At 46.1% G+C, this 26,135-nt stretch carries 31 protein-coding genes; 3 read left to right on the plus strand and 28 right to left on the minus strand.

All coding sequences use genetic code 11. The features are described from left to right. Positions 1-9 precede the first annotated feature (9 nt). From rpsA to DFP97_RS03780, 11 genes are all read right to left on the minus strand, one after another. Positions 10-1,245 carry a 30S ribosomal protein S1 gene (gene rpsA / locus DFP97_RS03735; RefSeq protein ID WP_114378627.1) on the minus strand — a complete coding sequence of 412 codons (1,236 nt, stop codon included), beginning with the start codon at positions 1,243-1,245 and terminating at the stop codon, positions 10-12. Between the two features lie 81 nt (positions 1,246-1,326). Beyond that, positions 1,327-1,905 (minus strand): lysophospholipid acyltransferase family protein, encoded by a 579-nt coding sequence (locus DFP97_RS03740; protein ID WP_114378628.1) that lies wholly within the window; start codon positions 1,903-1,905, stop codon positions 1,327-1,329. A gap of 3 nt (positions 1,906-1,908) precedes the next feature. Then, positions 1,909-2,604 carry a (d)CMP kinase gene (gene cmk, locus DFP97_RS03745; protein WP_114378853.1) on the minus strand — a complete coding sequence of 232 codons (696 nt, stop codon included), beginning with the start codon at positions 2,602-2,604 and terminating at the stop codon, positions 1,909-1,911. Positions 2,605-2,747: 143 nt separating this feature from the next. Further along, the gene (locus DFP97_RS03750; protein ID WP_114378629.1) at positions 2,748-2,945 is read right to left on the minus strand and encodes a hypothetical protein; all 198 of its coding nucleotides are present in this window, start codon (positions 2,943-2,945) and stop codon (positions 2,748-2,750) included. A 55-nt stretch (positions 2,946-3,000) separates the two neighbouring features. Beyond that, positions 3,001-3,654, minus strand: coding sequence for a flagellar brake protein (locus DFP97_RS03755; protein WP_114378630.1), 654 nt, complete (start codon positions 3,652-3,654; stop codon positions 3,001-3,003). Positions 3,655-3,714: 60 nt separating this feature from the next. Beyond that, positions 3,715-5,073, minus strand: a complete 1,359-nt coding sequence (ypeB, locus tag DFP97_RS03760; RefSeq protein WP_114378631.1) for a germination protein YpeB — start codon at positions 5,071-5,073, stop codon at positions 3,715-3,717. A 114-nt stretch (positions 5,074-5,187) separates the two neighbouring features. After that, positions 5,188-5,349 carry a hypothetical protein gene (locus tag DFP97_RS30610; RefSeq protein ID WP_181873349.1) on the minus strand — a complete coding sequence of 54 codons (162 nt, stop codon included), beginning with the start codon at positions 5,347-5,349 and terminating at the stop codon, positions 5,188-5,190. A 108-nt stretch (positions 5,350-5,457) separates the two neighbouring features. Next, positions 5,458-6,153: a glutamic-type intramembrane protease PrsW gene (prsW, locus tag DFP97_RS03765; RefSeq protein ID WP_114378632.1), complete on the minus strand. Its 696-nt coding sequence runs from the start codon at positions 6,151-6,153 to the stop codon at positions 5,458-5,460. Between the two features lie 15 nt (positions 6,154-6,168). Beyond that, positions 6,169-7,419: a Glu/Leu/Phe/Val family dehydrogenase gene (locus tag DFP97_RS03770; RefSeq protein WP_114378633.1), complete on the minus strand. Its 1,251-nt coding sequence runs from the start codon at positions 7,417-7,419 to the stop codon at positions 6,169-6,171. A gap of 158 nt (positions 7,420-7,577) precedes the next feature. After that, entirely contained in the window at positions 7,578-8,192 is a 615-nt protein-coding gene (locus tag DFP97_RS03775) for a genetic competence negative regulator (RefSeq protein ID WP_114378634.1), read from the minus strand. 203 nt (positions 8,193-8,395) lie between these two features. After that, entirely contained in the window at positions 8,396-8,719 is a 324-nt protein-coding gene (locus DFP97_RS03780; protein ID WP_114378635.1) for a hypothetical protein, read from the minus strand. A gap of 169 nt (positions 8,720-8,888) precedes the next feature. Here DFP97_RS03780 and DFP97_RS03785 point away from each other — a divergent pair, with 169 nt between their 5' ends. Further along, positions 8,889-9,749 (plus strand): polysaccharide deacetylase family protein, encoded by an 861-nt coding sequence (locus tag DFP97_RS03785; protein WP_114378636.1) that lies wholly within the window; start codon positions 8,889-8,891, stop codon positions 9,747-9,749. Here the strand turns inward: DFP97_RS03785 and DFP97_RS03790 are convergent. Both DFP97_RS03790 and DFP97_RS03795 read right to left on the minus strand, forming a co-directional pair. Beyond that, on the minus strand, positions 9,739-9,972 hold the full coding sequence (locus DFP97_RS03790) for a hypothetical protein (protein ID WP_114378637.1): 234 nt from the start codon (positions 9,970-9,972) through the stop codon (positions 9,739-9,741). The two genes, DFP97_RS03785 and DFP97_RS03790, sit on opposite strands and share 11 nt — an antisense overlap. Further along, entirely contained in the window at positions 9,969-10,562 is a 594-nt protein-coding gene (locus tag DFP97_RS03795; RefSeq protein ID WP_114378638.1) for a CPBP family intramembrane glutamic endopeptidase, read from the minus strand. Before DFP97_RS03795 ends, DFP97_RS03790 begins: the two co-directional genes overlap by 4 nt. A gap of 106 nt (positions 10,563-10,668) precedes the next feature. Here DFP97_RS03795 and DFP97_RS03800 point away from each other — a divergent pair, with 106 nt between their 5' ends. Further along, positions 10,669-11,589, plus strand: coding sequence for a hypothetical protein (locus tag DFP97_RS03800; protein WP_114378639.1), 921 nt, complete (start codon positions 10,669-10,671; stop codon positions 11,587-11,589). 26 nt (positions 11,590-11,615) lie between these two features. Here DFP97_RS03800 and DFP97_RS03805 read toward each other — a convergent pair whose 3' ends face one another. Continuing rightward, positions 11,616-11,942, minus strand: a complete 327-nt coding sequence (locus DFP97_RS03805) for a rhodanese-like domain-containing protein (protein WP_114378640.1) — start codon at positions 11,940-11,942, stop codon at positions 11,616-11,618. 267 nt (positions 11,943-12,209) lie between these two features. On the opposite strand from DFP97_RS03805, the gene serA reads away from it, so the two are divergent. Continuing rightward, a complete protein-coding gene (serA, locus tag DFP97_RS03810) occupies positions 12,210-13,802 on the plus strand; it encodes a phosphoglycerate dehydrogenase (protein WP_114378641.1) in 1,593 nt (530 codons plus the stop codon). Positions 13,803-13,924: 122 nt separating this feature from the next. Here serA and DFP97_RS03815 read toward each other — a convergent pair whose 3' ends face one another. From DFP97_RS03815 to ribH, 14 genes are all read right to left on the minus strand, one after another. Further along, the gene (locus DFP97_RS03815) at positions 13,925-15,388 is read right to left on the minus strand and encodes a HAMP domain-containing sensor histidine kinase (RefSeq protein WP_114378642.1); all 1,464 of its coding nucleotides are present in this window, start codon (positions 15,386-15,388) and stop codon (positions 13,925-13,927) included. Next, positions 15,388-16,104, minus strand: a complete 717-nt coding sequence (locus DFP97_RS03820) for a response regulator transcription factor (RefSeq protein ID WP_114378643.1) — start codon at positions 16,102-16,104, stop codon at positions 15,388-15,390. Before DFP97_RS03820 ends, DFP97_RS03815 begins: the two co-directional genes overlap by 1 nt. A gap of 27 nt (positions 16,105-16,131) precedes the next feature. Further along, positions 16,132-17,391: a cytochrome c biogenesis protein CcsA gene (gene ccsA, locus DFP97_RS03825; protein WP_114378644.1), complete on the minus strand. Its 1,260-nt coding sequence runs from the start codon at positions 17,389-17,391 to the stop codon at positions 16,132-16,134. Further along, on the minus strand, positions 17,388-19,046 hold the full coding sequence (gene resB / locus DFP97_RS03830; protein ID WP_114378854.1) for a cytochrome c biogenesis protein ResB: 1,659 nt from the start codon (positions 19,044-19,046) through the stop codon (positions 17,388-17,390). Before resB ends, ccsA begins: the two co-directional genes overlap by 4 nt. Before the next feature lie 17 nt (positions 19,047-19,063). Then, the gene (gene resA, locus DFP97_RS03835; protein WP_114378645.1) at positions 19,064-19,591 is read right to left on the minus strand and encodes a thiol-disulfide oxidoreductase ResA; all 528 of its coding nucleotides are present in this window, start codon (positions 19,589-19,591) and stop codon (positions 19,064-19,066) included. A gap of 84 nt (positions 19,592-19,675) precedes the next feature. Next, positions 19,676-20,422 (minus strand): pseudouridine synthase, encoded by a 747-nt coding sequence (locus DFP97_RS03840; protein ID WP_114378855.1) that lies wholly within the window; start codon positions 20,420-20,422, stop codon positions 19,676-19,678. Between the two features lie 54 nt (positions 20,423-20,476). Next, positions 20,477-20,980, minus strand: a complete 504-nt coding sequence (locus tag DFP97_RS03845) for a spore maturation protein (protein WP_181873359.1) — start codon at positions 20,978-20,980, stop codon at positions 20,477-20,479. A gap of 25 nt (positions 20,981-21,005) precedes the next feature. Continuing rightward, a complete protein-coding gene (locus DFP97_RS03850; RefSeq protein ID WP_114378647.1) occupies positions 21,006-21,665 on the minus strand; it encodes a nucleoside recognition domain-containing protein in 660 nt (219 codons plus the stop codon). Between the two features lie 65 nt (positions 21,666-21,730). Continuing rightward, positions 21,731-22,921: a D-alanyl-D-alanine carboxypeptidase family protein gene (locus tag DFP97_RS03855; RefSeq protein WP_114378648.1), complete on the minus strand. Its 1,191-nt coding sequence runs from the start codon at positions 22,919-22,921 to the stop codon at positions 21,731-21,733. A 134-nt stretch (positions 22,922-23,055) separates the two neighbouring features. Further along, on the minus strand, positions 23,056-23,538 hold the full coding sequence (gene ytfJ, locus DFP97_RS03860; protein ID WP_114378649.1) for a GerW family sporulation protein: 483 nt from the start codon (positions 23,536-23,538) through the stop codon (positions 23,056-23,058). Then, positions 23,511-24,203 (minus strand): DUF2953 domain-containing protein, encoded by a 693-nt coding sequence (locus tag DFP97_RS03865; protein WP_114378650.1) that lies wholly within the window; start codon positions 24,201-24,203, stop codon positions 23,511-23,513. The genes ytfJ and DFP97_RS03865 overlap by 28 nt, the downstream gene beginning before the upstream one ends. A gap of 58 nt (positions 24,204-24,261) precedes the next feature. Then, the gene (gene scpB, locus DFP97_RS03870) at positions 24,262-24,864 is read right to left on the minus strand and encodes an SMC-Scp complex subunit ScpB (protein ID WP_114378651.1); all 603 of its coding nucleotides are present in this window, start codon (positions 24,862-24,864) and stop codon (positions 24,262-24,264) included. Further along, positions 24,833-25,612, minus strand: coding sequence for a segregation and condensation protein A (locus DFP97_RS03875; RefSeq protein ID WP_114378652.1), 780 nt, complete (start codon positions 25,610-25,612; stop codon positions 24,833-24,835). Before DFP97_RS03875 ends, scpB begins: the two co-directional genes overlap by 32 nt. Positions 25,613-25,646: 34 nt before the next feature. After that, positions 25,647-26,117 carry a 6,7-dimethyl-8-ribityllumazine synthase gene (gene ribH, locus DFP97_RS03880; protein ID WP_114378653.1) on the minus strand — a complete coding sequence of 157 codons (471 nt, stop codon included), beginning with the start codon at positions 26,115-26,117 and terminating at the stop codon, positions 25,647-25,649. Positions 26,118-26,135: the final 18 nt, after the last annotated feature.

Here is a 26,135-nt window from a genome sequence, read left to right on the forward strand (position 1 = left end):
ATTGGCTTCTTATTTCAGGTTTTTAAGCTTATCGCCGAAACGCTCTGCCAGTGAGTAGCTCATGCTTTCACTGCTCAAGCTTACGTTCGGGTTGTCGATTTTTTCAATCTTAGGAGCACGCGGTGCTCTCTCAGTTCTAGCGCTCGGAGCAGCTTGCTCAGGCGCTTCTTCTGTTTCTTTAATGCTCAGGCTGACACGCTTCTCGGCAGGGTTGAAGTCAAGTACTTTCGCTTGTACTTCTTGACCCTCTTGAAGCACCTCGTTAGGAGTTGCAATGTGACGGTGAGCGATTTGGGAAATATGAACTAGGCCTTCTACGCCTGGAGCGATTTCAACAAAAGCTCCGAAAGGAACGATACGTCGAACCGTACCTGTCACGATATCGCCAATTGAGAATTGACCGCCTGCAGTTTCCCAAGGACCTGGTTGCGCAGCTTTTAAGCTAAGGCTGATTTTGCCTGCTGCCGGGTCAACTTTAAGTACTTTTACGCGAACGGCTTGACCTTCAGAAACAACATCCTTAGGATGTGCAACATGCTGCCAGGAAAGCTCGGATACGTGGACAAGTCCATCGATGCCGCCGATATCAACGAATGCGCCAAATGGAGTCAAACGTTGTACCGTTCCATCCAGCTCTTGACCAGCTTGGAGCGAAGCCATCACTTGTTGTTTGCTTTGCTCGAACTCAGCATCCAGTACTTCCTTCTGGGAAAGAATGACTTTGTTGTTCTCGCGGTCAATTTCTTTAACCTTCACGCGAAGCGTGCGGCCTTTGTAATCGCTGAAATCTTCAACAAAATGACGCTCTACCATCGAAGCCGGAATGAATCCGCGTACGCCGACATCAGCTACGAGACCGCCTTTAACGACGTCAGCAACAGCAACTTCAAAAACTTCGCCGCTCTCATAACGTTGTTGCAACACATCCCATGCTTTTTCGCTGTCTACCTGGCGCTTCGAAAGGACTAGCTTTTCTTTCTCATCGTCAATGCTAACGACTTTAAGCTCTACTTCTTGACCGATTTGAACGGCATCCGTCGCGTTTTCAATCTGCAATGCGGAAAGCTCCCGAATCGGAATGACACCGTCATATTTATATCCAAGGCTTACATAAGCTTGGTTATCTTCGATTTTGACGATCGTACCTTTAACGGAATCGCCTTTTTTCAAAGACACGAAATTATCCAAAGCGTCTTGGCTTACTTCTTCCGCCGCGGATTGTTGCACATTAATTTCTTCTGACATTGAAATAACCTCCTCAATTCATACCCCAACTTTATTTAAATCCGCTAGCGCCTAAAGCGAAAGCAGCATTTAAAACATTAATTAACGATGGCTTGCAGCTAGCTCGCGAATGCGAGTCATAATGGCTTCTGTTACTTTTTCCAGCATATCTGGCGATGATTCTTCAATTAGTGCGGTAAGATCGATTGGCTTGCCATAACAAACGGTTATTTTGCTAAAAGGTCTATACTTGCCGATTATAGCAACAGGAACGATCGCTGCGCCGCTTCTCACTGCTATCATCGCAGCGCCCTTCTTAGCCGCTCCTGATTGATTGTTGCGCGAGCCCTCCGGGAAAATACCCAATACGTTGCCTTCCTTAAGCAGCGAAATAGCCGACTTTATGGCGTCCTTGCTCACTCCTCCGCGCTTGACCGGAAAAGCACCAAACGAAAGGATAAGCTGCCCAAATACGGGAACCTTGAACAATTCCTCTTTGGCCATAAAATGTACTTTCCGCCTCACCTTGACCCCTACTGTAGGCGGATCAAAATTGCTTAAATGATTTGAAGCAAGTATAACCGGACCAGTGGCAGGAATATTTTCCGTGCCTCTTGCCTCCAGTCGGAACAAAAGCGTGTAAATAACACGCAGAAGAAACCGGAAAATAAGATATAACATAGTTTACTTCGCCTCCGCCAATTTGGTTCGGCTTAATTTCACAATTGCGTCAATTACTTCATCAATTGTCATGCCGGTGCTGTCCATTACGACAGCATCAGAAGCGCATATCAGCGGCGATATTTCACGCTGCTCGTCCAGACGATCTCGTTCTGCAATCTCCGATTCCAATTGCTCGAGCGTAATTGTCTGGTTATCAGCCATTTCCCGGTGACGACGAAGCGCCCGTTCCTTAACGGATGCGGTTAGAAAAATTTTCAACTCCGCATTCGGCAGCACATGAGAACCGATATCCCGGCCATCCATTACAACGCCCTTGCGGGCGGCAAGATGTCTTTGCATAACTCCAAGTACTTCTCTAACCGTTTCATTAGCTGCAACATGAGATACTTGAAGCGTTACCTCGCGTGAACGAATAAGCGCTGTCACATTATCACCATTTACATATACGGACTGTCCATGCTCTCCCGGCTCAAGATCAATCTTTAAGGATCTTGCCAATTCAGCAAGCTTGACCGGTTCATCGGCCGAAATTCCTGCACGCTGAGCGCATAGTGTAACAGCACGATACATGGCTCCAGTATCTATGTACACATATCCAAGCTGTTCGGCAACTTTTCGCGCAACCGTGCTCTTGCCCGCGCCTGCCGGCCCGTCAATTGCAATGTTCATTCGGTCGCTGTCACCTTCGTGATGCATCACGTACGGTCAACCTCCTTTAATAGAGATGGCTGGCCGAATGCATACACAAATGCGACGCAAACCTCTCAAGAAAAAAGCAGGCTTTGCCTGCGAACGTGAAAATTATACCACAATATAAAATCAGATGCAAAAGCCGAGCGTCAATTCAAGCGGGTTCCTTCCCACCGATCTACGCCCGTCAGCCAATGCCGTACGACATTATTTTGCAGCGCCGCTTGCGAACAAACAAGCAGAATAAGCAGCGTAATAATGATTTTTCGCAGTACAGTACTGACTTCTTCTGTCAGTTGAAGCAGCTGCTTGCGGCTTCTTTTTTTGGTAAACGGCTTGCGTATCATATGGAGATCTCCCTTCCTCTTTCTGGGTAGTTTTCCATAGATATCACAACGTTATTCACCGATTGCGATATTCGAGCTGCTTTTCAAAACAATACCGTATAACTTTTTGCCGTTCCGCATCAATAATGCTGGCATATTTAATCATAGCCTGCTTACGTCCAGACTCCAGTTCTACGACCCGTACAATTTCCCCTTTAAAGAAAGCATGATCGATAGTCCCGTTTCGGAACGGGACAAGGAGCCAGCATTCTAAGGTCTGTTCTGCTGCGAGAGGCCAGTTCGCATCGCATACTAACGAAATTCCGCCCCCGCCAACATCATCGGTTTTGCAAACAAACCGAACTTGATTAGACATTTTGACTGCAATTTCAAGCTCGGCCGGCACCCGAAGGAAGCTGCGGCGCTGCACCTTTGTAATACGGTCCGGTTCAGGCTTAACAATTTTTATTAATTTAACCCCATCTTCTTTAAAACCTAGCACATGTGAATCAAAATAATTTTTTATTCCATCCTCTGACACAAAAAAAACAGAGAGCTCATCGCCTAGAAACAATCGTTTATAACGACCGGTCTTCTCGCTGATTGGTATCTCTATAAGTAAACCGTCCTCCTGCTCATCGGCAATTCTGGACTTGTATTCAATAGCTGCTTCCTCTTCATCTGAAGAAGCTATTTGATAATGCAGCATCTGGTTCACTTTCGGCAACAAATTGGCTCCCCTCCCATTTACTTGACATTATAACACGTCGATTTGAGGGGAGCCATATCGTTATTTGTCAGTTGCCGCCTTAGAATCATGCGGAGACATTTCTTCTATTGATTCTTCCAGTCCCGTTTCGGAATTTATATATACCCGGTAAAGCCCGCCGTTAATCTGACCGGTATATTCGTAACAAAGAACTTCCTCACCCATTTCATTGTCGATAAGCGCTAATTGCTCACTTTGCACTTTCAATTCCGGATTTAACGCTTTTCGCGCTTCAGCCTTCGAGATGATCGGACTAGGAAGCTTCCGTTTGTGATGCTCGTAAACATAATCATTCGCTTGTAAGCCGACAGGTTCACCATTGTCCAGTGCTACTTTAACCGTCAGCTTATCCGGGTAGATGAGCACCCCGCTCTGCACACTAACATACGTAAAGGTTCCTGTATTATTGAACAAATCGTAGCTTACAACCTTCATCCCTGTAAATCCGTGCTTATCCAAGAAGGAATCCGAGGCAGCCTTCGCCTTATCGAGGTCCACCTTCTTCTCCCCAATGTCCCGAGGATTCATAAAGTAAATAAGCTTTCCACCCTTTTGAGTGAAATCCATTTGAATCTTTTTGTCCTTTTTCCCGTCGTTTACAGTTGCAGAATAAGAAGCGTATTCCGTTCCTTTCCCGTTCTCCGCAACTTGAATGTCGGCTTCCGGCGCATTTGTAAATTTAGCTGCCAGTTTCTTAATATCTTCCGGAGTAACCATGTTTCCGCTAAGCATTTTCATTGTACGCTTTTGGTACATACTGCTAACCGATGGTCCCCAGTTGATTTCCGGATATTCGCTTACTTTTTTGTCCACTATTTTGAAGCCGTCAATAATGGTATTGTCATTATTAGATTGTTCGGAAGCAAGCGCAATCTCAACGTCCATCCAGCGTAAATTATTAGCAAGCACTTCTTTCTGCATGCCGATTAAATCCTTTGAGATTTCTTCCGATTTCGCATAAAGAGTTTTCATCGTATTGAATTCGTCTTTAGAAAGCGGCTGCTTCGTCAAGTCGCGTACTGCAGTTTTGTAAGCAAAGTTTGCGATACGAGACAAAAAGTCCTCCGCTTTATTGAAGGGCAGCAGCGTAAGCGGCAGCTGATTGATTTCATTTTGCGCCTGACTCGTTAAACGCCATACATTAACCAATCCTTTGCGGTGGTAGCTTTGAGACGTGGAGTTTACCGCGAGCGTATTGCCTAGTTGCTGATGCAGCTGCTCGACATGATAAGTTAAGTCGTGAAACGCACGCTGGTACTGATTCTCGGCCTTTATCAATATCGAGTTTTTCTCTTGATGCTCCTGGTATCCCCAGTAGATCGCACCGAGAAAAAGGAGGGACATTACGGGAAACAGTATTGAGCTAAGTCGACGGTACATAACACAAAAGCTCCTTTCTTGTGCAAAACCTGGTTTTAGTTTGGTTTGCCCAAGGGAGCTTTATGCATCCTATTATTTAATTCAAGTTACATTAGCCGAAATTAGCCGAAACCTTCAAAGCCCATTATGCTCTTCAATATCAAGATCGTTGCTGTTATTGCAAATACATTGCTTAAAGCCGGTATCAATGGCGCCTTTCTCTCTTCGTCCGCGCAGTACGAATTTCTCCCCGCATACGTTGCACCTAATGGTTACCTTAATTCTTGCTGCTTCCATAAGCCCCTCCTGACATCATTAGCATACACCGCATCGTAAGCGCATGCTTTCATTATTCAAATGCTATCGTCTCAGGCATTTTTATACATGACAGTATGGACGGAAGAGCTACAGTTTAATCTCATCCTCGCGAGGGAGGAATCGAAAAGGCGACCTCGAATTTGCCCGGTTCATTTTGCGTAGTCCCCATACCCATAATGCAATCATGAACGGCAAAATGAACCAAATCCAATTCGTCCGAACCGTGATCATGATCCAATCGTAAGTACCATGCAAGAGCATGGGCAGAGCTAACGACACACCAAGAAAATAACGGCATTTCGTCTTGGGCGCGAACTTAGCTTTACCTAAGTAGTAGCCCATCATGATGCCAAACAAGGCATGACCGGATACCGGCAGCAAAGCGCGCATGAGAAGAGTACCGAATGTCGCCGGCGAATAAATGGCGTACAACACGTTCTCGAGCGTAGCAAAGCCGAGCGATATCGAAGCCGCATATAAAATACCGTCATACGGCTCGTCAAATTCCATGTGATTATAGATCACGTGATACAGTACAAACCACTTCACAAACTCTTCGACGCCTGCAGATTCTACAAAAGCGAACATGATGGAATGGTCGCCCAGCCAAAGCTGAAGACCGCGTTGAATAACCATTATCGGCACAACAACAAGTATGCCAAGCACAAACATTCTAACTACCATGTGTATGGGTTCTGCATCATACCGGTCCCTTAAATATAAGTAGGTGAGCAGCGAAACGCCTGGCGCGACGGCCGCAGTCAATACGGAAAACAACAGCATTTCGTCCCTGCTTTCTTACACCCAGCCGCGAAAACGAACAGCCTCGGCCATTTTGCGAACGCCTGCCATATAGGCGGCAAGCCTCATATCGACTTTACGGGTGCGGTGTATTTCGTACACGTGCTCGAAGCCGCGTATCATCATATTCTTCAGCTTATCATCTATTTCCTGTTCATCCCAGTAATAGCCCTGGTTGTTCTGCACCCATTCGAAGTAGGATACAATAACTCCCCCTGCGCTGGCCAGCACATCCGGAATGAGCAAAATGCCTCTGTCCGTCAATAGCTTCGTTGCTTCCAAAGTAGTTGGGCCATTGGCGGCCTCGACTACAATGGCCGCTCGAATACGCGGTGCATTTTCTTCCGTAATCTGATTCTCGATAGCAGCAGGAACAAGAACATCGCAATCAAGCTCCAGCAGCTGGGCATTTGTTATCGTCTGGGAAAACAAATTCGTCACATTGCCGAAGGAATCCCTACGGTCAAGCAAATAATCAATATCGAGTCCTTCTTCATTATACAATGCTCCGTTCACATCGGAAATACCGATAACGCGCGCACCGGCCTCATGCATAAATTTGGCAAGATAGCTGCCTGCATTACCAAATCCTTGAATAACGATTCGCGCGTTTTTAAGCTCAATCCCTCTTAACCTTAACGCCTCGTATATCATAATAACAACACCGCGCGCGGTTGCCGTCTCCCTTCCTTTGGAGCCTCCGAGAACAAGCGGCTTGCCCGTTATAAAGCCAGGAGAATCGAACTCGCGAATCCGGCTGTATTCATCCATCATCCAAGCCATGATTTGCGAGTTAGTCATGACATCCGGAGCCGGTATATCTTTGGTCGGACCGACAATTTGACTAACCGCACGAACATAGCCGCGGCTCAGCCTCTCCAGCTCGCGGAACGACATCGTACGCGGATCGCATACAACCCCGCCCTTACCGCCTCCATAGGGAAGATCAGCAATTCCACATTTTAAGCTCATCCAAATCGAAAGAGCCTTCACCTCATTTTCCGAAACTCCCGGATGAAAACGCACTCCACCCTTTGTCGGCCCGACCGCATCGTTATGCTGAGATCGATAGCCGGTAAATACCTTTGTTGTTCCGTCATCCATTCGCACGGGAATCCGCACAGTGAGAAGCCTTATAGGCTCCTTCAGCAGGTCAATCATATCTTGATTGTAACCAAGCCTTTGCAGCGCCTGTTCAATTACGATTTGAGTAGAATGCAGAACATCATCCGTTTCTTTAATACTCATATCATTCACCGCCTTTGTCTATCTCTAATATGAGCGCCTTTCCTTCACTGTATTCGAATGGACAAACCCTGTTTATATGCAAGAAGAGCATCATGCAGCCAAAGCTTGCCTGCAGATGCTCTTTATTTGTTTCGCTAAGCGTAAACGGTGGACGCTTATTAAAATTTAAAATGATTGCATATTTCCCGGACTGCCGCTTCGGGCATAATAACTTTACCGTACTCTTCCAGCATGGCATAAGTAACCGAGGTTGCTTCTCCATATTCGGCAAGCAGCGCAATGACAGCGTTATGTCTCGATGAATCGATCAAGGCTGGCTCCAGCGCTAAAATGTACTTTCCATTATAGGAGTACAATCTTCCGTCTTCTGTTAATGCAGAGGATTGCAACTGCTTACAAACCGATATAACGTCTTCAAAATCCCGGAAGGAATACATCACTACATCGCTTTGTTCAAGAGTCACTTCCATCTCGTATATTTCGTCATCCGCATCGTCGTCTTCGGATGACCGTTCGACTTCATGACTGTTCATTTTGCCACGGGTGACAATCACCACCATACCTTGCGCGGGGAGGGCAAACACTTCGACCGCTAATGGGCCGCTGGCATCGAATCCAAGTTCACTATATGCTTGATCCATCATTTCACTGAATAGTTCGTGTACTTTTGGAATCTCGCGCCACATGTCTTCCTTCTGGATCCCCCGTTCCAGCAGGTCGTCGAACGTCAGGAAAATCCGTATCTTGTCCTGACTCAGTCGTTCGATTTTCATGATAGGATCCTCCTCTGCAGCATCTGTTGTAATAACGTATGAAATTTTTAGTAAGATGTGATCATTTTGATCAAATCGTGCTATGTAACTACTTTATCATGTCTGTCCGTTGAATGCACTAATATTGGGCGAAAAAAAGAATCGTTTGAACGCTTCGCAATATTGCGCAGCGCTCCTACGATTCTGCTTTATTTCTATTCGCCTTAATGGGCTAATGCTGACGATTCCGCCTTTATTTTCTCTGCTTCCCGCTTCAAGTCAGGGTCACTATTAACGATTGCCTCAATTTGTCCCCAAGCGGCTTCGGACTTTACGGCGGAACCGTCTATATGCTTTGGGGTCATGTCCGCCGCCTCCTGCTTCCAATTTTTATTCATCATCATGGATACTGATTTGCCAACAACATTCGAGGAAATATCGGATAACGCGCTTGCCGCCCAAGCAATTGCACCCGGCCGTTTTCGTGAAACATATACAGTAGCTGCCGCACCGATTAATCCTCCAACCAAAAAACCGCTTAATTTCATTATCGTCGACACCTCTTTCTTATTCGTTATTCAATGGATAGTTTGACCGCCTTTAAAGGCCGTCATTCCATATAAAATAAGGAAATCATTCTAGAGTCGTCACTTAGTAAATATGATACAATGAGGTCGGTTCAGCATGGTCTACAACTACGGTACGGAGGTTCCAAATATGAAACGAGCAGCAGAATTATTAGCCGTCCTTCTTCTCGGTGCACAAATTGCTGCCTGCAGTGCTCAGCCAAATGAAGCAGACATGGCCGCTTCAAATGAAGCTGCAGCTACACAATCACCTGCAGCGAGCCCTGCACCGTTGGAGACATCCGCTCAATCGAGCGGGAGAACTGTGCAGCCTTCACCATCAGCAGAGCCTGTTGCTGAAGAAACAGCAAGTCCTGCCGCCTTATATCGTATGAATGATGCCTACCGGTTCGTTCCTATTCTTGAAAGTACAACTAACAAAGTGGTATTACTCACTTTCGACGATGGTCCGAAGGATGAAGCCATCCTAACAAGCATGCTTGATACCCTCGATAAGCATAGCGCAAAAGCTATTTTTTTCGTTAACGGATATCGGGTGAAGCAAAACCCTAAGCTGTTGACACTAATCCATGAGCGGGGTCAAACGATCGGCAATCATTCCTGGGATCACATCAATCTAAAAAAAGAAACAAAAGCTGTTGTTGAACAGCAAATCGGAAGCTTGCAAACAGAAATTGAAACCTTAACCGGCCAAAAGCCGTTATTTTTCCGGCCTCCATTCGGTTCTGGCGGCGAAGCGGTAAAGGAAATAGCAAAAAACCACGGCATGTTATATATGACGTGGTCGAACGGTTCTCTGGATTGGGATCAATCAACTAAAGATAAGCCTGATGAAGTGATTCGCAATGTTATGGAGCAGCTTCATCCCGGTGCTAACATATTGATGCATGAGCTGAAATGGACTGCTGAATCGCTTGACGAACTATTGACAAAACTAGAGGACAAAGGCTACAGCTTTATTGATCCTGCTGCCATCGACGTTAATCGCTAAATTTCATTCCGTACCAGAACAAGCCTCCAACTAAGCATACAAACAAAAAGAATAACAAATTATAATACCACTTCGTCACTTTATGTACGCTTGAAGGGAATTTCTTGCGTCTTGGCGGTAGCGCTTCGAAATCATTGGAACTCGTTCCGATGCTGGACGGCTCTACCGTCTTTTCACGCTGTCTTGCTGCTCTCGAATTTCCAAACCTTTCTTTCCTGCTCATGACTCCCTCCTGAAGCGAATAATTAAGCCCATTATAAAATCAATTAAAAAATGTGCGATAATCGGCGCCCATATCGAGCCTGATTCCATATAAATCCAGCCTAATCCATAACTTATGGAGAAGACCAGGCCAGTAGGAATCCAATGCCGCAAATAACGAACGTGAATCGTCGCAAAAACGATACTTGTCCAATAGGGACCGATCGCATGCTGCACCGCCCCGCGAAAGAGAAGCTCCTCGCATACTGCAACTACAAACGAAATAACCGCAATATGCCAAATCGGACGACCTCGAAAAATACGGTCATTTACCCCCCCGTCATCAGCCGCTTCCTCCGGCACGAAGCGGGAAATAAGCAAATCGACAGCAATAACCGCACCAGCAAACCCGATGCCCCATAACAGAAAAGCAAGCTCCCTGGGAGGTGTAAATAATTGAATAAGATTTTGATGCTGAAATAAAACCCATATTAATCCGATAATAAAAGTAAGCGCTTGTGTTGCGTATAAATTGATAAGGAGCATGCGGTCATCAAGGTCGTCTACAGACACCTTGCGAACGCGTATTTTTCGTATATCAAACTTCTTCATAGCTTCCCGCCTGCCCTTGAACGTTCGTATTTTCTTTTTCGACCTTTTCACCTATACTGGTAGAACAAATCGACAACATATTTTATTTGCATAGAAGGAGATAGAGATGGAAAAACGATTAACGACAACCGCAATGTTATTTAGTGTTGGATTTGTATTCATGCTCGTATGCATGGTGGGCGCCTTTTTCTACGGCATCCAAATTGGCTCTGCCAAAACTGAAGCAAAATACATATCGGAAAACGAAGACGCCAATACGGCAGCCGCTTCTGTAAGCCCCTATCAACAGCAGGACTTAGTCTCTTTCTATCATACTGTATTTTTACCTTATCGTGAATTTCAAAACGAATGGTTCGCAGCTATGAACAAATTATCCCAAGGAAAAACAATAGAAGCAGCGTCGATGTTTAAAGATCTATCCAGTCTGGCTGATACCAAAGCAAAGGAAGCAAGCTCGGTTGATATGCAGAAATCACCTTTACTCGGACAAGCCCAGGTCAACTACATACGAAGCCTCAAGCTGTTTAAAGACGCGTCCGGCATGGCTGCCGCAAGTGCAAAAACTTTAACGTCTAATGAATTGATAAAGCATGTTGAACAAGAGAAAACCTATTTATCTGCAGCCCAGTTTGCCTTGACCGCACAGCAATCCTATTACTCAGCTATGCTGAAATGGTCAGCTACCGTGGATCCGGATATTCCATCCGAATATAAAGCGCCATCTATATTAGAGCTTACACAATGGCAAAAGCTTCCGATCACGATTAAAAATAAAGTGATGGCCGACCAATTGTTGACTCGCAAAAAGCTAACCTCTTACTATCCACAAGATTTGACGAGTCGCGTAGACGATTTTGCCCAGTCAGGTCAAGCTAAGAAAATGAAAATTCACACGTTATCAGCAGTTGTTGATCTGCTCATCAATACGGAAGCAGTTCGTTCCGGAGACTTTACGGAAAGCAAATCCAGACTATTCCAGCAGGTCCTTCTTCCTCAACTGCCGTTCTTCTATCCTGAAACGAATTAGCAGAGCCACGCCAAAAAGCTGCATCCTTAATCATATTGAAACCCTTTTAACGAGGCTATAGCTGCCATCCCGCCGGAAACGTTGCGGAGGTTGCTGTAGCCTTGTTCTTCTAAGTAGTTGCAAACAGCCACGCTGCGAACACCGTGCGCACAAACAATATAAATCGGACCTGTATCATCCAGCTCACTCATTCTGGACGGAACTGCATTCATCGGAATTAAGGCTGAACCCTCCAGATGATAGTAATCCCATTCGAATGGCTCCCTGACATCTATAATTTGTTTCGACTCAGCTTCACCGCTCTCCAACAATTCAAGCAATTTTTGAGGAGTCACATCTTGCCATTTTTTCATGAATAAAGACCTCCGATGTCGCATTTTGTTGCTAATGATGCTTGAATCATAACGAAAATTTCACATTTCAGCAAGTTTGAGCATTGCATTTGTCCTCTTGCTTGCTATAAAATAGAAAAGTCCGAATTTGATTAAATAGAAGAACTTTTACGATCGAAGATCAAACTCTCGTCCCGCTGCTGCACAACGGTGCCGGGCCTGAGGGTTTTTCTGTTCATATTCAGCGAAGCAGATATGCTTCGCCCCATTCTAGGAGGCATACTTCACATGTTTAAAGTGTTAGTTTCCGATCCAATCAGTGATTTGGGCATTCAGCAGCTTGTTGATGCGGCTGATGTCGCGGTTGACAAAAAACCGGGATTAAGCGAAGACGAATTGGTAGACATTATCGGCGAATACGATGCACTGCTCGTACGCAGCCAAACGCGTGTAACTGCAAAAATTATGGAAGCCGGTAAACAGCTCAAAGTAATTGGACGTGCTGGCGTTGGCGTCGACAACATCGATTTGGATGCAGCCACACAACGCGGTATCATCGTCATCAACGCACCAGACGGCAACACGATTACGACTGCCGAGCATACTTTTGCTATGATGATGGCTGTTGCCCGCCATATCCCGCAAGCGTACATGAAAACTGTAAACGGCACTTGGGACCGCAAATCGTTCCTGGGCGTTGAGCTTCGCAACAAGACGCTTGGCGTACTTGGTATGGGCCGTATCGGCAGCGAGGTTGCTAAACGCGCTAAAGCTTTCGGTATGGAAATTATGGGTTACGATCCGTTTATGACAGAAGAAAGAGCTGAGAAACTCGGCGTGAAGCTAGCGAGCGTAGATGATATTGTCCGCAACGCAGATTTCATGACCGTCCATACTCCTCTTACACCTGAAACCCGTCACATGATTGGCAAAGCTCAATTTGAAGTAATGAAGCCTGGCATGCGTATCGTAAACTGTGCACGCGGCGGTATCATCGACGAAATCGCTTTGGTCGATGCAGTGGACAATGGTATTGTAGCCGGCGCGGCATTCGACGTTTTTGAAGTCGAGCCTCCTGCTGACGATCACCCTTTCTTGACTCACCCGAAAATTATCGTAACTCCGCATCTAGGCGCATCTACTGTAGAAGCGCAAGAAAACGTAGCAATCGACGTATCGGAGCAAGTGCTTCATATTCTTCGCAATGAGCCGTTCATGAACGCGGTTAATATGCCGCCTATTCCGGCTAACCTTCAAAGCAAGCTTCAGCCATACTTCGCGCTTGGCGAGAAACTTGGCAGCTTCATCGCACAGTCGACTGAAGGCGCAGTGACTGAAATTGTAGTCGGCTATTCCGGTGAGCTTGCAGAGGTTGATACACAGCCATTAACGCGTTACATCGTACGCGGTATCCTTGCGCACCATCTTGGCGCAGAGCAGGTTAACGTCGTTAACTCGCTGCATCTTGCAAAAGTGCGCGACGTTAACATCGTCATTCAAAAATCGCATGCTTCGAAAGACTTCACGAATCTTGTGACCGTTTCGCTTCGTACGAAGAAGGAAGAGCGTATCGTTGCCGGTACATTGTTGACAGGCTATGGCCCCCGTATCGTACAAATCGACAAGTACCCTGTTGATGTAACGCCTGAAGGCAATCTCATTCTTATTTCGCACAACGACAAGCCTGGTATTATCGGACGTGTCGGAACGCTGCTTGGCAACAACGATGTCAACATCGCAACCATGCAAGTAGGCCGTCAGCTTGTCGGCGGTTCGGCAATCATGGTGCTTAGAGTGGATAAAGGAACGCCTAAGGACGTGCTTGTACAGCTTACCAACATGCCTGAGCTGAACACGGCAAAAGAGATTAAACTTTTCTAAATCAATTTTTTATTCAAAAATGAGCCAACCGGATTTCCGGTTGGCTCATTTTGTTTCACGAACAACAAGAATTATCTGCTGTATTCTACAAAAAAAGCGTTCCATCAGGAACGCTTTGACAACTATTGATGGGCTTCGACAGGTAAAAGCAATGTAAATGTTGTGCCAACACCAGCTGCGCTTTCCACGACGATCCGTCCATGATGAAGATCAATCAAATTTTTGACGATTGCGAGTCCAAGCCCTGTCCCGCTGGAAGAGCCGCGTTTTCGCGCTTTATCCGCCTTATAAAACCGTTCAAATATAAAAGGCACGTCCTCGGACGGGATCCCCTGCCCTTCATCTGCTACGCTAAACTGTACATACTCACTGCCATTGACATTTGCATGCTTGCCGGCTATCGTTATTGACTTTCCCGAATGGGTATGCCGCAATGCATTATCCAGCAAATTGGTGAACACCTGCTCGAGCCGATCCTCATCGGCTTCCTTCACAAGAAGCGGCTGACTTGGAAGCTCGGCAAGCAGCTTTACTTCTCTTTCTTTTGCATATACCTGGAACTTTCGATGAACCCGCTTCACGACATGCCTAAGATCAACCTCTTGAAAATTCATGTCAACATGGCCGGCTTCCATTCGGGCTATATCGAGGAAATCATTCACCAACCTGCCCATTCGCAGTGATTCATCGTAAATAACTTGAACAAGTTCTTTACGATCCTCTGGCGAGACGACGATATCGTCAAGTAACGCTTCGCTGTAACCTTGCAGCATGGAAAGCGGAGTTCTGATCTCATGGGATATGTTTGCAACGAAATCCCTCCGCAGCTTCTCGAGCTTATGCTCCTCCGTTACGTTACGGATAACGGCAACCGCGCCGCGAATAACACCATTGGACTGAAGCGGCGCCATGACGACCGACCAGACGCTGCTTAGCACATGAATCTTGTCCGTAGCATCGCGACCCTCTTCCATTACGCACTGAAATAACTCACGCAATGGCATAGGAACTTCTGAATGGGCAGCTCCGCTCTCAAACAGTTCCTCCCGCCAGTCAAGATCTATGCCAGACCATTTATTAATGAGAAGATAACCACTCGGATTGGTAAGAATCACTTTACCGTCTGCGTTAAACGTCATAACGGAATCGCCCATACTGCGTAAAATGCTCGCTAAATGATTTTTCTCGTGATTCAAATCGTGAATAAGCTTATCCAGCTGCTCTGTCATATGATTAAACGTATTGGCTAATTCACCAATCTCATCCGTCGAACGGGTATTCACGCGAGTGCTGTAATTACCCTGCGATATCGAATCAGCAGCATCTTTAAGCTGAAGCAGCGGCTGTTGAATCTTCTTTGATAAGAAAAAAGCAAAAAACGTCGACAATAAAAATCCGATAACCGCGGTAAGAACGAACAGAATCTTTACTTTATGCGCATCCTCGAATGATAGAATATCCACATATTGTAATAAAAACACACCGACTATAAGCAATACAACCGCAACGAGCAGAATAATCGTTCCCCATAGCTTACCGACCACGCTTCGCAGCAGCCTGCCGGCCAAACGCTGCCACAAGTTCATTACTTTGGCACCTCAAGCTTGTAGCCGACGCCCCATACCGTCGTAATCATTGCAGCGGCATCAGGCGATACTTTATTCAGCTTTTCCCTTAACCGCTTCACATGGGTATCCACCGTCCGCAGATCGCCGAAAAACTCATAGTTCCAGACATCCTTGAGCAGCTCTTCACGGGAGAAAACCTTATCCGGCGAAACGGCTAAATAATGCAGCAGCTCATACTCCTTCGGAGTTAAGCTTACCTCTTGCCCGCCTGCAGACACGCGATGCGCATCGTGCTCGATTACGAGATGCGGGAATACGATGTTATTGCTCGAATTGATTTCTTTTGTTAGGAACGCTGTCGCTGATGAGCGGCGTAATATCGCCTTAACACGATAAATGACTTCACGCGGGCTGAACGGCTTCACGACGTAATCATCGGCTCCGACCTCAAACCCTTGCACGCGGTTCATCTCCTCGCCTTTTGCGGTGAGCATAATAACTGGAGTAGCCTTTACTTGCCGGAGACGGGAGCACACCTCTACCCCGTCTATTCCTGGAAGCATGACATCAAGCAGGATAAGCGCATAATCGGTGCCGGATGCCAGCCTAAGAGCGGTTTCTCCGTCCTCAGCCTCATCGATCGTGTACCCTTCCTTCTCCAAATACATTTTGAGCAAGCGGCGGATTCTTTCTTCGTCATCGACAACCAAAATACGGCTTGAATAATCAGACATTCGGCATTACTCCTCTCAATTCAGAGTCTATACTCCAGAATATGAATGTAAACCAGCGATAACTAAATTAACCCCGATTAACGTAAACAATACGATTACAAAACCGATTACGGCAAGCCATGAAGAGCGAAGTCCTTGCCATCCGCGAGATAAGCGGAAGTGCAAATAGGCACTGTAATATAACCACGTGATTAGCGCCCAAACCTCTTTCGGATCCCAGCCCCAGAAACGTCCCCATGCAATATTTGCCCAAATCATTGCAAATATGAGCGCACCGAGTGTAAAGATTGGAAAACCGATTGCAATTGATCGGTAGCTGATCTCATCCAAATCCTCAGGATCGATTCCTTCCATAACAGGGTGAATGACCGCACCCAATGGCTTACGGAATACGAGTCGAAGCAATCCGTAAAGTAACGTCCCTGCAATAATGGACCAAACGACCGTATTCAGCTTCCTGCCTGAATTAACGCCGTTCATCCAATAAGGAGCTTCAAAAATAGGCTGATTCATTCCGAGGAATGTTTCGTATTTGACAACTTGACTATTATAAGGCTTAACAATTGGCGGAAGCGTATAGTCGACGGTCTCCGACGTAGTCGTCTCAATTCCGTTACTATCAATATTTGATTTTTCCTGAATGAATTGAGCTTCATACCCCATTCCGCGGAACGCGAAAACCGCAACGATAAAACCAACGATCAAAATAATCGAGTATAACGAAAACTCTACCCAGAACTGTGACCTTCGCGCTTCCTTCGATTTATTTTTATAATCGACAACACGCAGCAAATACATAAGACCGGCAGCAAAGCCTACTGCGAAGAACGCTTCTCCAAGAGCAGCTGTCGTAACATGCACCTTGAGCCAAACATTTTGCAGCGCCGGAATAAGCGGCTGCACTTCCTGCGGAAATACGGAGGCATAAGCAACAATAATTACGGTTAACGGCAAAGCGAACATGCCTAGGAGCGCTTTGCGGTAAATTGCAAAAACGATCGTGAAAGCAATCATGATCGCCATGCCTAGAAATGTCATGAACTCATACATGTTGCTTGTCGGAATTTGACCGCTTCCAGCCCAACGGGTGAAGAAAAAAGTCAGATGCGATGCCAGTCCAAGGCTGGACGTAATGAAGGCGATCCTTCCCCAGCGCTTCTCATGCTGCAAGGGATCCCGATTGCTCCACTTTTTACCCGCAATCGAAATCACATAAAACATGAAAGCAAAGCAATAAAGAAAAAATGCGACGATAAACGCATCGCTGCTAAAATCAACTAAACTCACGCGTTGTTCCCTCCGTTATCAAGCGACTTCGGATCTACGGTTATCCCTATTTTTTGAAGCGCACCAGCCACATCTGAGCGCATACCGTACCAATTTTTATTCGTATGTGCGCCGAGTGAAAGCTCGCCTTCATCCACACGGAGCCATATTCTGCGGTGCTGCCAATAAGAGCCCATCAGCAATCCGACCATAGAAAAAGTCGCTCCGATCCACACATAAGGCAAAGCCTTGTCCATCCGGACGTTTAAATAAGTAGACGCTTCGGAAAAATCCACATTTTCCATCCCGTCGACTCTGATTTCAATTTTATTTGCCAAAGCGCCATTAATTGTATCCTGCGAAAATTTCACTTTATCCTTCTGCATCGGGAAGTAAATATAAGGCTCGCCCTTAGCATCCAGTCCCGGACCTTTAACTGTGAAAATGAAAGCCGGCGCAATCGGATCACGCGACAACGTTGTAGGTTCACCGTTATCGCCGATATCGAATTCCATATAGTTGGCGTATAAGTCCAGCGTATACGGGCCCAGCTTATGCTGAAGCGCCGAATCCTTCATGGGCAAATCGAAAGGACCGTATACTTGTCCCGTTTGTTTATCAACGAGTACAGGATGAACCGCATTCAAACGCGGAGTCGTATCAAAGTCAAATTGATAAAGCTTAATTCCTTTGTATTTGAGCGGCTCGTTCACGACAATATTGTGCCGCTTCACTTCCCGGAGCACCGGCTTTTGCAATTGATCATTACAATTGCTAACGCATTCATAGAGTACCGCTTTTGTCTCAAACAGCTTGGCGCGGGATGTCCCCTTCAGTTTATCGGGTAATTCTTCATCCTTGTAATACTCAACGGTAAACTTTTCATTTTTGACATAATAATTCGTATCGGCAATTTGCACCGTATCGCCATCAGGAATCGTAATGTAGCTATCCATCTGCCAACTAGGTATGCTGCGTGCCAATATCGCCAGAAGAAACAGGATGAGACCGATATGATTAATATAAGGACCCCAGCGGCTAAACCGGTTTTTTTCTGCAAGAAGCGCTGATCCGTCCAGGTGGATACGATATCCTTTCCGTTTCAACTGTGCACCGTAATTCTCTACCCATTGCTCTGCATCGCCTTCAACCTTATGCCTAAACACTGTTTTTTGACGATGAATGAACTGCAAATGCTTGCGAACTTGCTGCTTGCTTAATGCTCGGTACAATGGCAATACCCGATCCAAACTGCAAATAACGAGCGACGTACCTATCATGACAAGCAAGCCGATGAACCACCATGATTCGTAGGTGTGCGTCAAACCGAGTAAATAATACAATTTGCCAGGCAGGCCGTATGTTTCCTCATAATATACCGATGGATCAAAGTTATTGATGAATGTATTTTCTTGCGGATAAATCGTACCGAGCATAGCCGTCAAAAACGTAATGACGATCAAATAGATCGCAATTTTAACCGATGAAAAAAAATTCCATATCCGATCAATAAAGTTCGGATTACTTTTTTGCGAACGGCGTGCAACCCCGTCATATCGCATTTCCAAAGGCAAGTCCGACTCATCATTGTACCCTAGAGGCTTACCGCAGCTTTCGCACAGCACGGTGCCGACCGAGTTTTGATGACCGCACTCACATTTTGTGTTTTCAACCAATAACACAGTAAAACCTCCTACAGCTGAAGCAGCCGTTCAATCCGTTCGTCAATTTCCGCTTCCGTCATACCGCCTACTTTAATTTCCATAATGGATCCATCCGGCTTGATGAAAAAAGTAGTAGGGTAAGATTTCAGCCCATAGCTGCGTTCGGTTTTGCGATTCACATCCCGTAAAATCGGATAATGCAAGTCAAAGCGACGAACAAAATTGTTCACGGTCAATGTATCTTCACTTAAATTAATGGCTAGGATAACTAAGCCTTCATCCTTCCACTTCTGATACTGTCGTTCAAACTCAGGCATTTCCTTCACGCACGGCGGACAGAAAGTTCCCCAAAAGTTGACGACGACCGCTTTGCCTTCATAATCAGATAATTGCTTCAGGTTGCCATCCAGATCTGCAAGCTTAAACTGGGGCGGCTCGCTTCCTTCCTTCAAAGGTCCTTTATCTGCAGCAAACAAGGTAGATCCAATTGCATACCCGCCAATAATTAGAACCGCAATCAATATTACGATTTGCACCATCTTGCGCGATTTTCCCAAATTTAACACCACCAAGTTCTGTCTAAACAGCCATGAATATTACCATTATAACGAAAAGTCGACGGCAATTACTGCCGCCGTCGATTACTTTTTATGAACTTTATGTGTCTTGCTTTGGGCTACTGCCAACAGATCTTTAATTTCTTGCGGCGTCAGATGACGGTACTTCCCTCTACCCAGATTCTCCAGTCCGATTTCACCGAAACGAATTCTTTTCAATCGAATGACTTTGTGGCCGATGGCTTCGAACATACGACGTACCTGACGGTTACGGCCCTCAAAAATCGTAATCGTAATCGTTGCTTCATTGTTCTCCGTATCCACATCATGATACTCCACCTCTGCAGGCGCGGTCATGCCGTCCTCCAGCTTTATGCCCTTTTGCAGCTGCTCCAGCGCGCTTCCATGCGGAACCCCTTTTACTGTCGCACGATAGGTTTTCGGAACATGGTGGCTTGGGTGCGTTAGCAAATTGGCGAACTCGCCGTCATTCGTTAAAATAAGCAGCCCTTCCGTATCGTAATCCAACCTGCCGACTGGATATACCCGCTCTTTGATTCCCGGTAAAAAGTCTGTTACTATTTTGCGGCCCTGCGGATCATTTGCGCTTGTTATAACGCCTTTTGATTTATTGAGCATGAGGTAGAGCTTCTTCTCGCTCCTGATCGGTTTTCCATTGACGGTAATGGTATCGACTGCAGGATCCGCCTTGACTCCCAGCGTCGTAACCTTCTCACCATTCACCTCAACCATGCCTGCTAAAATCATTTCTTCACATTTGCGACGGGATGCGATTCCCGCTGCTGCCAATATTTTCTGTAAACGTTCCAATTCTTTCACCTCAACCTCCATCATAACGATATGGAGAACAAATCACAAGCTTCCCTAACCGAATATGTATAAACAAATGAAAATGGCTGCAAAAAAACCGACCAAATCAGAAAATAGGCCAACCTTTAATGCATAACGTGTCCTGCGAATGCCGATTGCTCCAAAATAAACTGTAAGTACATAAAGTGTCGTATCGGTGCTTCCTTGAATCGTGGAAGCAATTCTCCCAATCATGGAATCAGGTCCAAATGTCTGGATGAGATCCGTTGTAAAGGCTAGCGATCCGGCACCGGTAAGCGGGCGCAATATGCCCAGAGGCAGCACCTCGCTTGGAATGCCAATCCAATCGAATATAGGGCGTACGGCTGACAGCATCAATTCCAGCGCGCCGGATGCCCGAAACATGCTTATGGCTACCATCATTCCGACTAAGTGAGGAATGATGTTGATGGCGGTGCCAAAGCCATCCTTGGCACCCTCAACAAAAGTTTCATAGACGGGCACTTTACGGCGAAGGGCCGCGTAAAGCGGGATAAATACGATAATAGCCGGAATCATCCAAGCAGATAAGCTTGAAAAAAAATTATACAACAGGCTCACCTCCAGCAGAAGCTGTATGAACCTTTACTTTAGGCTGCGTGGAGACAATCGGGTGTATTGGCGGCGGTGGTGATTTCCTCCGGTACCACCGATCGGCTAAAATGGCAGCTGAGGTTGCAACAAATGTAGCCGCTAGAGTCGTTCCAATAATTTCAGCCGGATTTGCCGAGCCATAATTCATTCTTATCGCTATAAGCGTTGTCGGTATAATGGTAATGCTGGATGTGTTAAGCGCAAGGAGCGTGCACATTGCAGGTGTTGCAGTAGTTGAATCCGGATTTAGCTTCTGAAGTTCCTGCATCGCCTTAATTCCCATCGGTGTCGCGGCATTGCCAAGCCCGAACAAATTCGCGCTCAAATTGCTCATAATATAACCGATCGCCGGATGATTACGCGGCACATCCGGAAACAGCTTTCTAACGATCGGTCCGAGCAAATGAGCCAATTTCTGAAGTAAACCCGCATCTTCTGCTATCCGCATCATCCCTAACCAAAACACCATGATGCTTATTAGCCCAAAGCTAACGGTGACGCCTGATTTCGCGCCATCAAAGGCTGCTTGCGTCACTGCATCCATTTTACCGTTAATCGCAGCTACAATAACACTCGCCACAATAAAAAATAACCATATCCAATTTACCATTTAGGCCGCCTCCCCCACGACTTTCAAGCTTGTCTTTCCAATAAGACTGCGTCTCCCGCACCGTCTTATTGGTAATGCCCGAATAAAGCGCCCAGCACTTTCAAAATCGATTGATGAAGAATTGCTCGTCCTTCAATTTGTGAAGCTTTCCTAAACTCCGCTAAAGATTGGATTGCTCTCTGTGAGGAAGCCGGCAGCTGCAGCCTGCTGCTTCCAACATCATATATAGGCACAGCGCCGATTTTACTTCCATTCAAGTGCCACTCGAGCAAGCCGCGTTCTCCTAATAAATAGCGAGTCGTACTGGTATTGTATAAAACAAGTCTCGACTGTACGGTCTCCTGCTTCTCCAGAGGGTATTTGAAGGTTTGACCAGCCGCATAGGGATAGCCTGCAATAGGCTGCCCTTTATTGGCCAATTGCTGCAGCGGATAATGCTCAAAGCCCCAATCAAGCATTTTGCGGTGATCTGCCCAATCATCGCCATCGTTTATCGTTACAGCAGCAAGCTGCTGACCTTGGCGCGTTGCCGAACTAACAAGACAACGAAGCGATTTCTTCGTATAACCGGTTTTGACGCCATCTGCCCCTTCATACATTGCGAGCATCTTATTTTTGTTCGTATAGCTGTAATCCCATTTTTCATGAGGGTTAGGTACCTTCTTGACACGTGTGCTCACAATTTCTGCGAATACATCGTTTTTTAATGCATAGGCTGTCAATTTAGCCAAATCATTTGCGGAAGAATAATGGCCATCTTCATCTAGTCCGTGCGGATTTTTAAATTGTGTATGCTTCAGGCCTAGAAAGGCTGCCTTCTCGTTCATCAGATGTACGAAGCCTTCTTCCGAACCCCCGACGTGCTCCGCAATAGCTGTGGCCGCATCATTGCCAGAACGAAGCATAAGTCCGTAAAGCATATTTGACAAGCTCATCTCCTCACCAAGCTGGAGATAAATGGATGACCCTTCCTTCCCAACGGCACGCTTACTCGTTTTAACCATATCGGTCAATTTTCCATGCTCAATCGCTACGATGGCAGTCATTATTTTGGTCAAGCTCGCTATTCTCATGGAGGTATCGCCATTACTACTGTACAATAATCTTCCTGATTCCACATCGATAAGCGCTGACGCTTTCGCATTTGTACTTATCGGGTTGGGCGCAGCGCTCACACCAGGTATCGAGCTTGTCCCAAGCATTAAGGTTAATAATAAACCTAGCGAAAAAATCCGCTGTAGCTTCTTGAAAAACATGCCATACTTGCCCCTCTCGCAGCGTTAGTTGTTCCAAGCATCAGGTTGCATATTCACAGTATATGCCTGAATGCATTCCTCTAGACGAAAAGCATCTCACTAAAAATGAAAAACTGCCCTCTCGGGCAGTTATGTCATAAGAGGTGATCGTTCACGTCAACATGTCCTGAAATGACTGTCTGGGAAGGATCTGTGTAAGAAGCCTTACTGCCCGGCTGCTTCATCATGGACTGTAATTTATCAAATACTTGCGGTGCAGTATCGATAACACGCTCAAGCAAATGGGTTTGAGTATCGAGCGGCACAATCTTCACGCCGTGAGTACCGACGACGAGAAACGCGATCGGCGTTATCGATACGCCGCCGCCGCTTCCGCCTCCAAATGGGAGTGATACGGAAGCATGATGCGCATCAGATTGTGCATTTTTATGCTCGGCATCTTCTAACCGAATATCACTGCCCCCAGCTACAAACCCGAAACCAACCTTGGAAATTGGCATAATAATGCTGCCATCCGGCGTTTGAACCGGATCACCGACGATCGTATTGACGTCAACCATTTCTTTAATATTTTCCATTGCGGTTTGCATTAAGCCTTGAATAGGATGTTCTGCCATGCTTTGACGCCTCCTTTCACTTTCTTTATGCGAACTAATAGCTGCAGCCCGGCAAGGATAGCATAACCGAAGCGGATTTGAGCTATGCATGACCATTCCGTTGTAAATGTAGGCTGCTGATACATGGGCTGAACATTCATATTTGGCTCGGCATTAATTTTGACCATTTGCGACAGCAAGCCAAGTATGGATGTTTGAACAGACCAGACAAGACCAGTAGCCATTGCCGTCCACATCGCGTCTCCAGTGCCTACTGAAGTAGACCAGTTCCACTCAACTAATCGAACCTTGGTCAGCGTTTGCCTGACCAATCCCTTCAAATCCCGTGTCATTTTCAAAATCAGTTTCAATTTACCTATTGAGCTAAGGACTCTATCCACATCGAGTTCATCATTGAACTGTTTCCAGGTATTAATGCCCGTGCTCTCATTTGATACTTGTTTCTTCATTTGAACGGTATTTCCGACAAGTCGGATAATTGGAACCTTATACCGGTATCGGATAATGCCGTAGAGGGCTTTCACTTTAATTTCTGCATCATCATCATTTCCTATTCTCCGCAACTGTCCTTTAATGACAACAGGAGAGGTTAGGATAACCGTCAAAATGAGCAAAAAAAAGAGACCGGCGGCCGTTATCCAACCGTAAGGGTAACCGAGCATCATGATGCTTCCTCCGTTTCCCTAATATGGGTTGAATATAGTATGACCCGGCGGTCAAATCTCATTCTTTAATTTCTTCAATTGTCATTTGTCTTCCGTCTAATCGTTCGAACAGCAGCTGTGTCTGTTCCTCTAATGCATCGTCCAGATCGACGTTACCAGGCTCAGGCAGCTCCCGAATCGACGGTAGACCAAAATAATCTAAAAATGATTTCGTCGTTCCATATAAAATCGGCCTGCCAATTGCTTCGGCACGGCCTACCTCTTCAATTAAATCTTTCGATACGAGCGATTGAATAGCTCTGTCGCTCTTAACGCCGCGAATTTCTTCAATTGCGATTCTAGTAATCGGTTGACGATAGGCAACAATAGACAACGTTTCAAGCGCAGCCTGTGACAGCTGGGAACGTGTAGGCGTATAAGCCATCCGCTCAAAATAAGGCGCATGATCCGGGTGCGTCGTAAGCCGGTAGGATGCTGCTACCTCCGCGATTTGAACGCCTCGCCCTTCTCGTTCCAAATCGCGCTGCAAATCATAGACTAAATCCGAGGCTAGATCTGCGTCTATTTCTAAAATATCGGCTAGCTGCCGCTTATTTAAGCCTTCGTCACCCGCCATGAACAGCAGGCCTTCAATAATTGTCTTCAATTTCGGATAATCCACTTTCCGAAGATTCTCCTCTCCAATGAATGACGATGTCGTCAAACAACTGATGCTGGAAGCAGTGAATATGCTTCATTTTCATAAGCTCCAGTATCGCCAGAAAAGTTACGACAACCTCATGCCTGTCCATATTTTCCCGTATCAGCCGCGAAAATCTCACCGTTTCAAACTGCTTCAGAATATCCATGATATCCCGAATACGGTCCTTGACCGAAATTTCATCACGTTGAACCGTCGCAACGACATTCCGTCTTGCTGCCCGGCGGAGCGCCTTTTGAAATGCGGCAATTAAATCGGATACGAGTAGCCCTTCTACCGGGTTAACCTTCTCTTCCTTCATGAAAGGAGTCATATCCTCCGGCTCTCGGGAATAGACGAGGCTGCGTTCGAATTCCTTCTCCCGCAGCTGCTCTGCGATTTGCTTAAATTTACGATATTCCACGAGCTTTTGGATAAGCTCATCGCGCGGATCCAGACCGTCATCCGGCCAATCCTCGTACTCATCCTCAAATACAGGAGGCTTTGGAAGCAGCTGCTTGCTCTTTATCGCCAGAAGGGTAGCCGCCATAACTAAAAATTCACTTGTAACCTCAAGCTCCAGCTCCTTCATCGCATGCAAGTATTCCATATATTGATCGGTAATTTCGCTTATAGATACTTCATGGATATCGATCTCGGCTTTGTCGATCAAGTGAAGCAATAGATCAAGCGGCCCTTCAAAAGAATTCAGCTTATAAAGCACCGACACTCAAATTTCCTCCCGCCTGGCTTCTCTGTGCTGCTTACGCCTTCAACTGCCTAGTCAAATTCGCCATCTCTATCGCGCTGGCAGCCGCTTCATAACCTTTATTTCCAGCTTTCGTGCCTGCACGTTCAATCGCTTGCTCAATCGAATCGACCGTCAGCACACCGAAAATAGTAGGAATGCCTGTTTTTAGAGCGATCGCCGCAACGCCCTTTGCTGCTTCGTTGCAAACATAATCAAAATGCGGCGTTGAACCGCGAATGACCGCACCCAGCGTTATAACCGCATCGTACTTACCGCTCTCCGCCATTTTTTGGGCAATCAGAGGTATTTCGAATGCTCCCGGCACCCATGCCACGTCAACGTCCTCTTCCTGAGCACCATGACGCTTAAATGCGTCAAGCGCGCCTCCAAGCAGCTTACTCGAAATAAACTCGTTAAAACGTCCTACTACTACTCCATATTTTAAACCTTCTGATATTAAATGTCCCTCAAAAATTCGTGCCATCTTGAAATCATCCTTCCA

Source organism: Paenibacillus prosopidis (genome assembly GCF_003337375.1).
GTDB classification, from domain to species: Bacteria; Bacillota; Bacilli; order Paenibacillales; family Paenibacillaceae; genus Pristimantibacillus; species Pristimantibacillus prosopidis.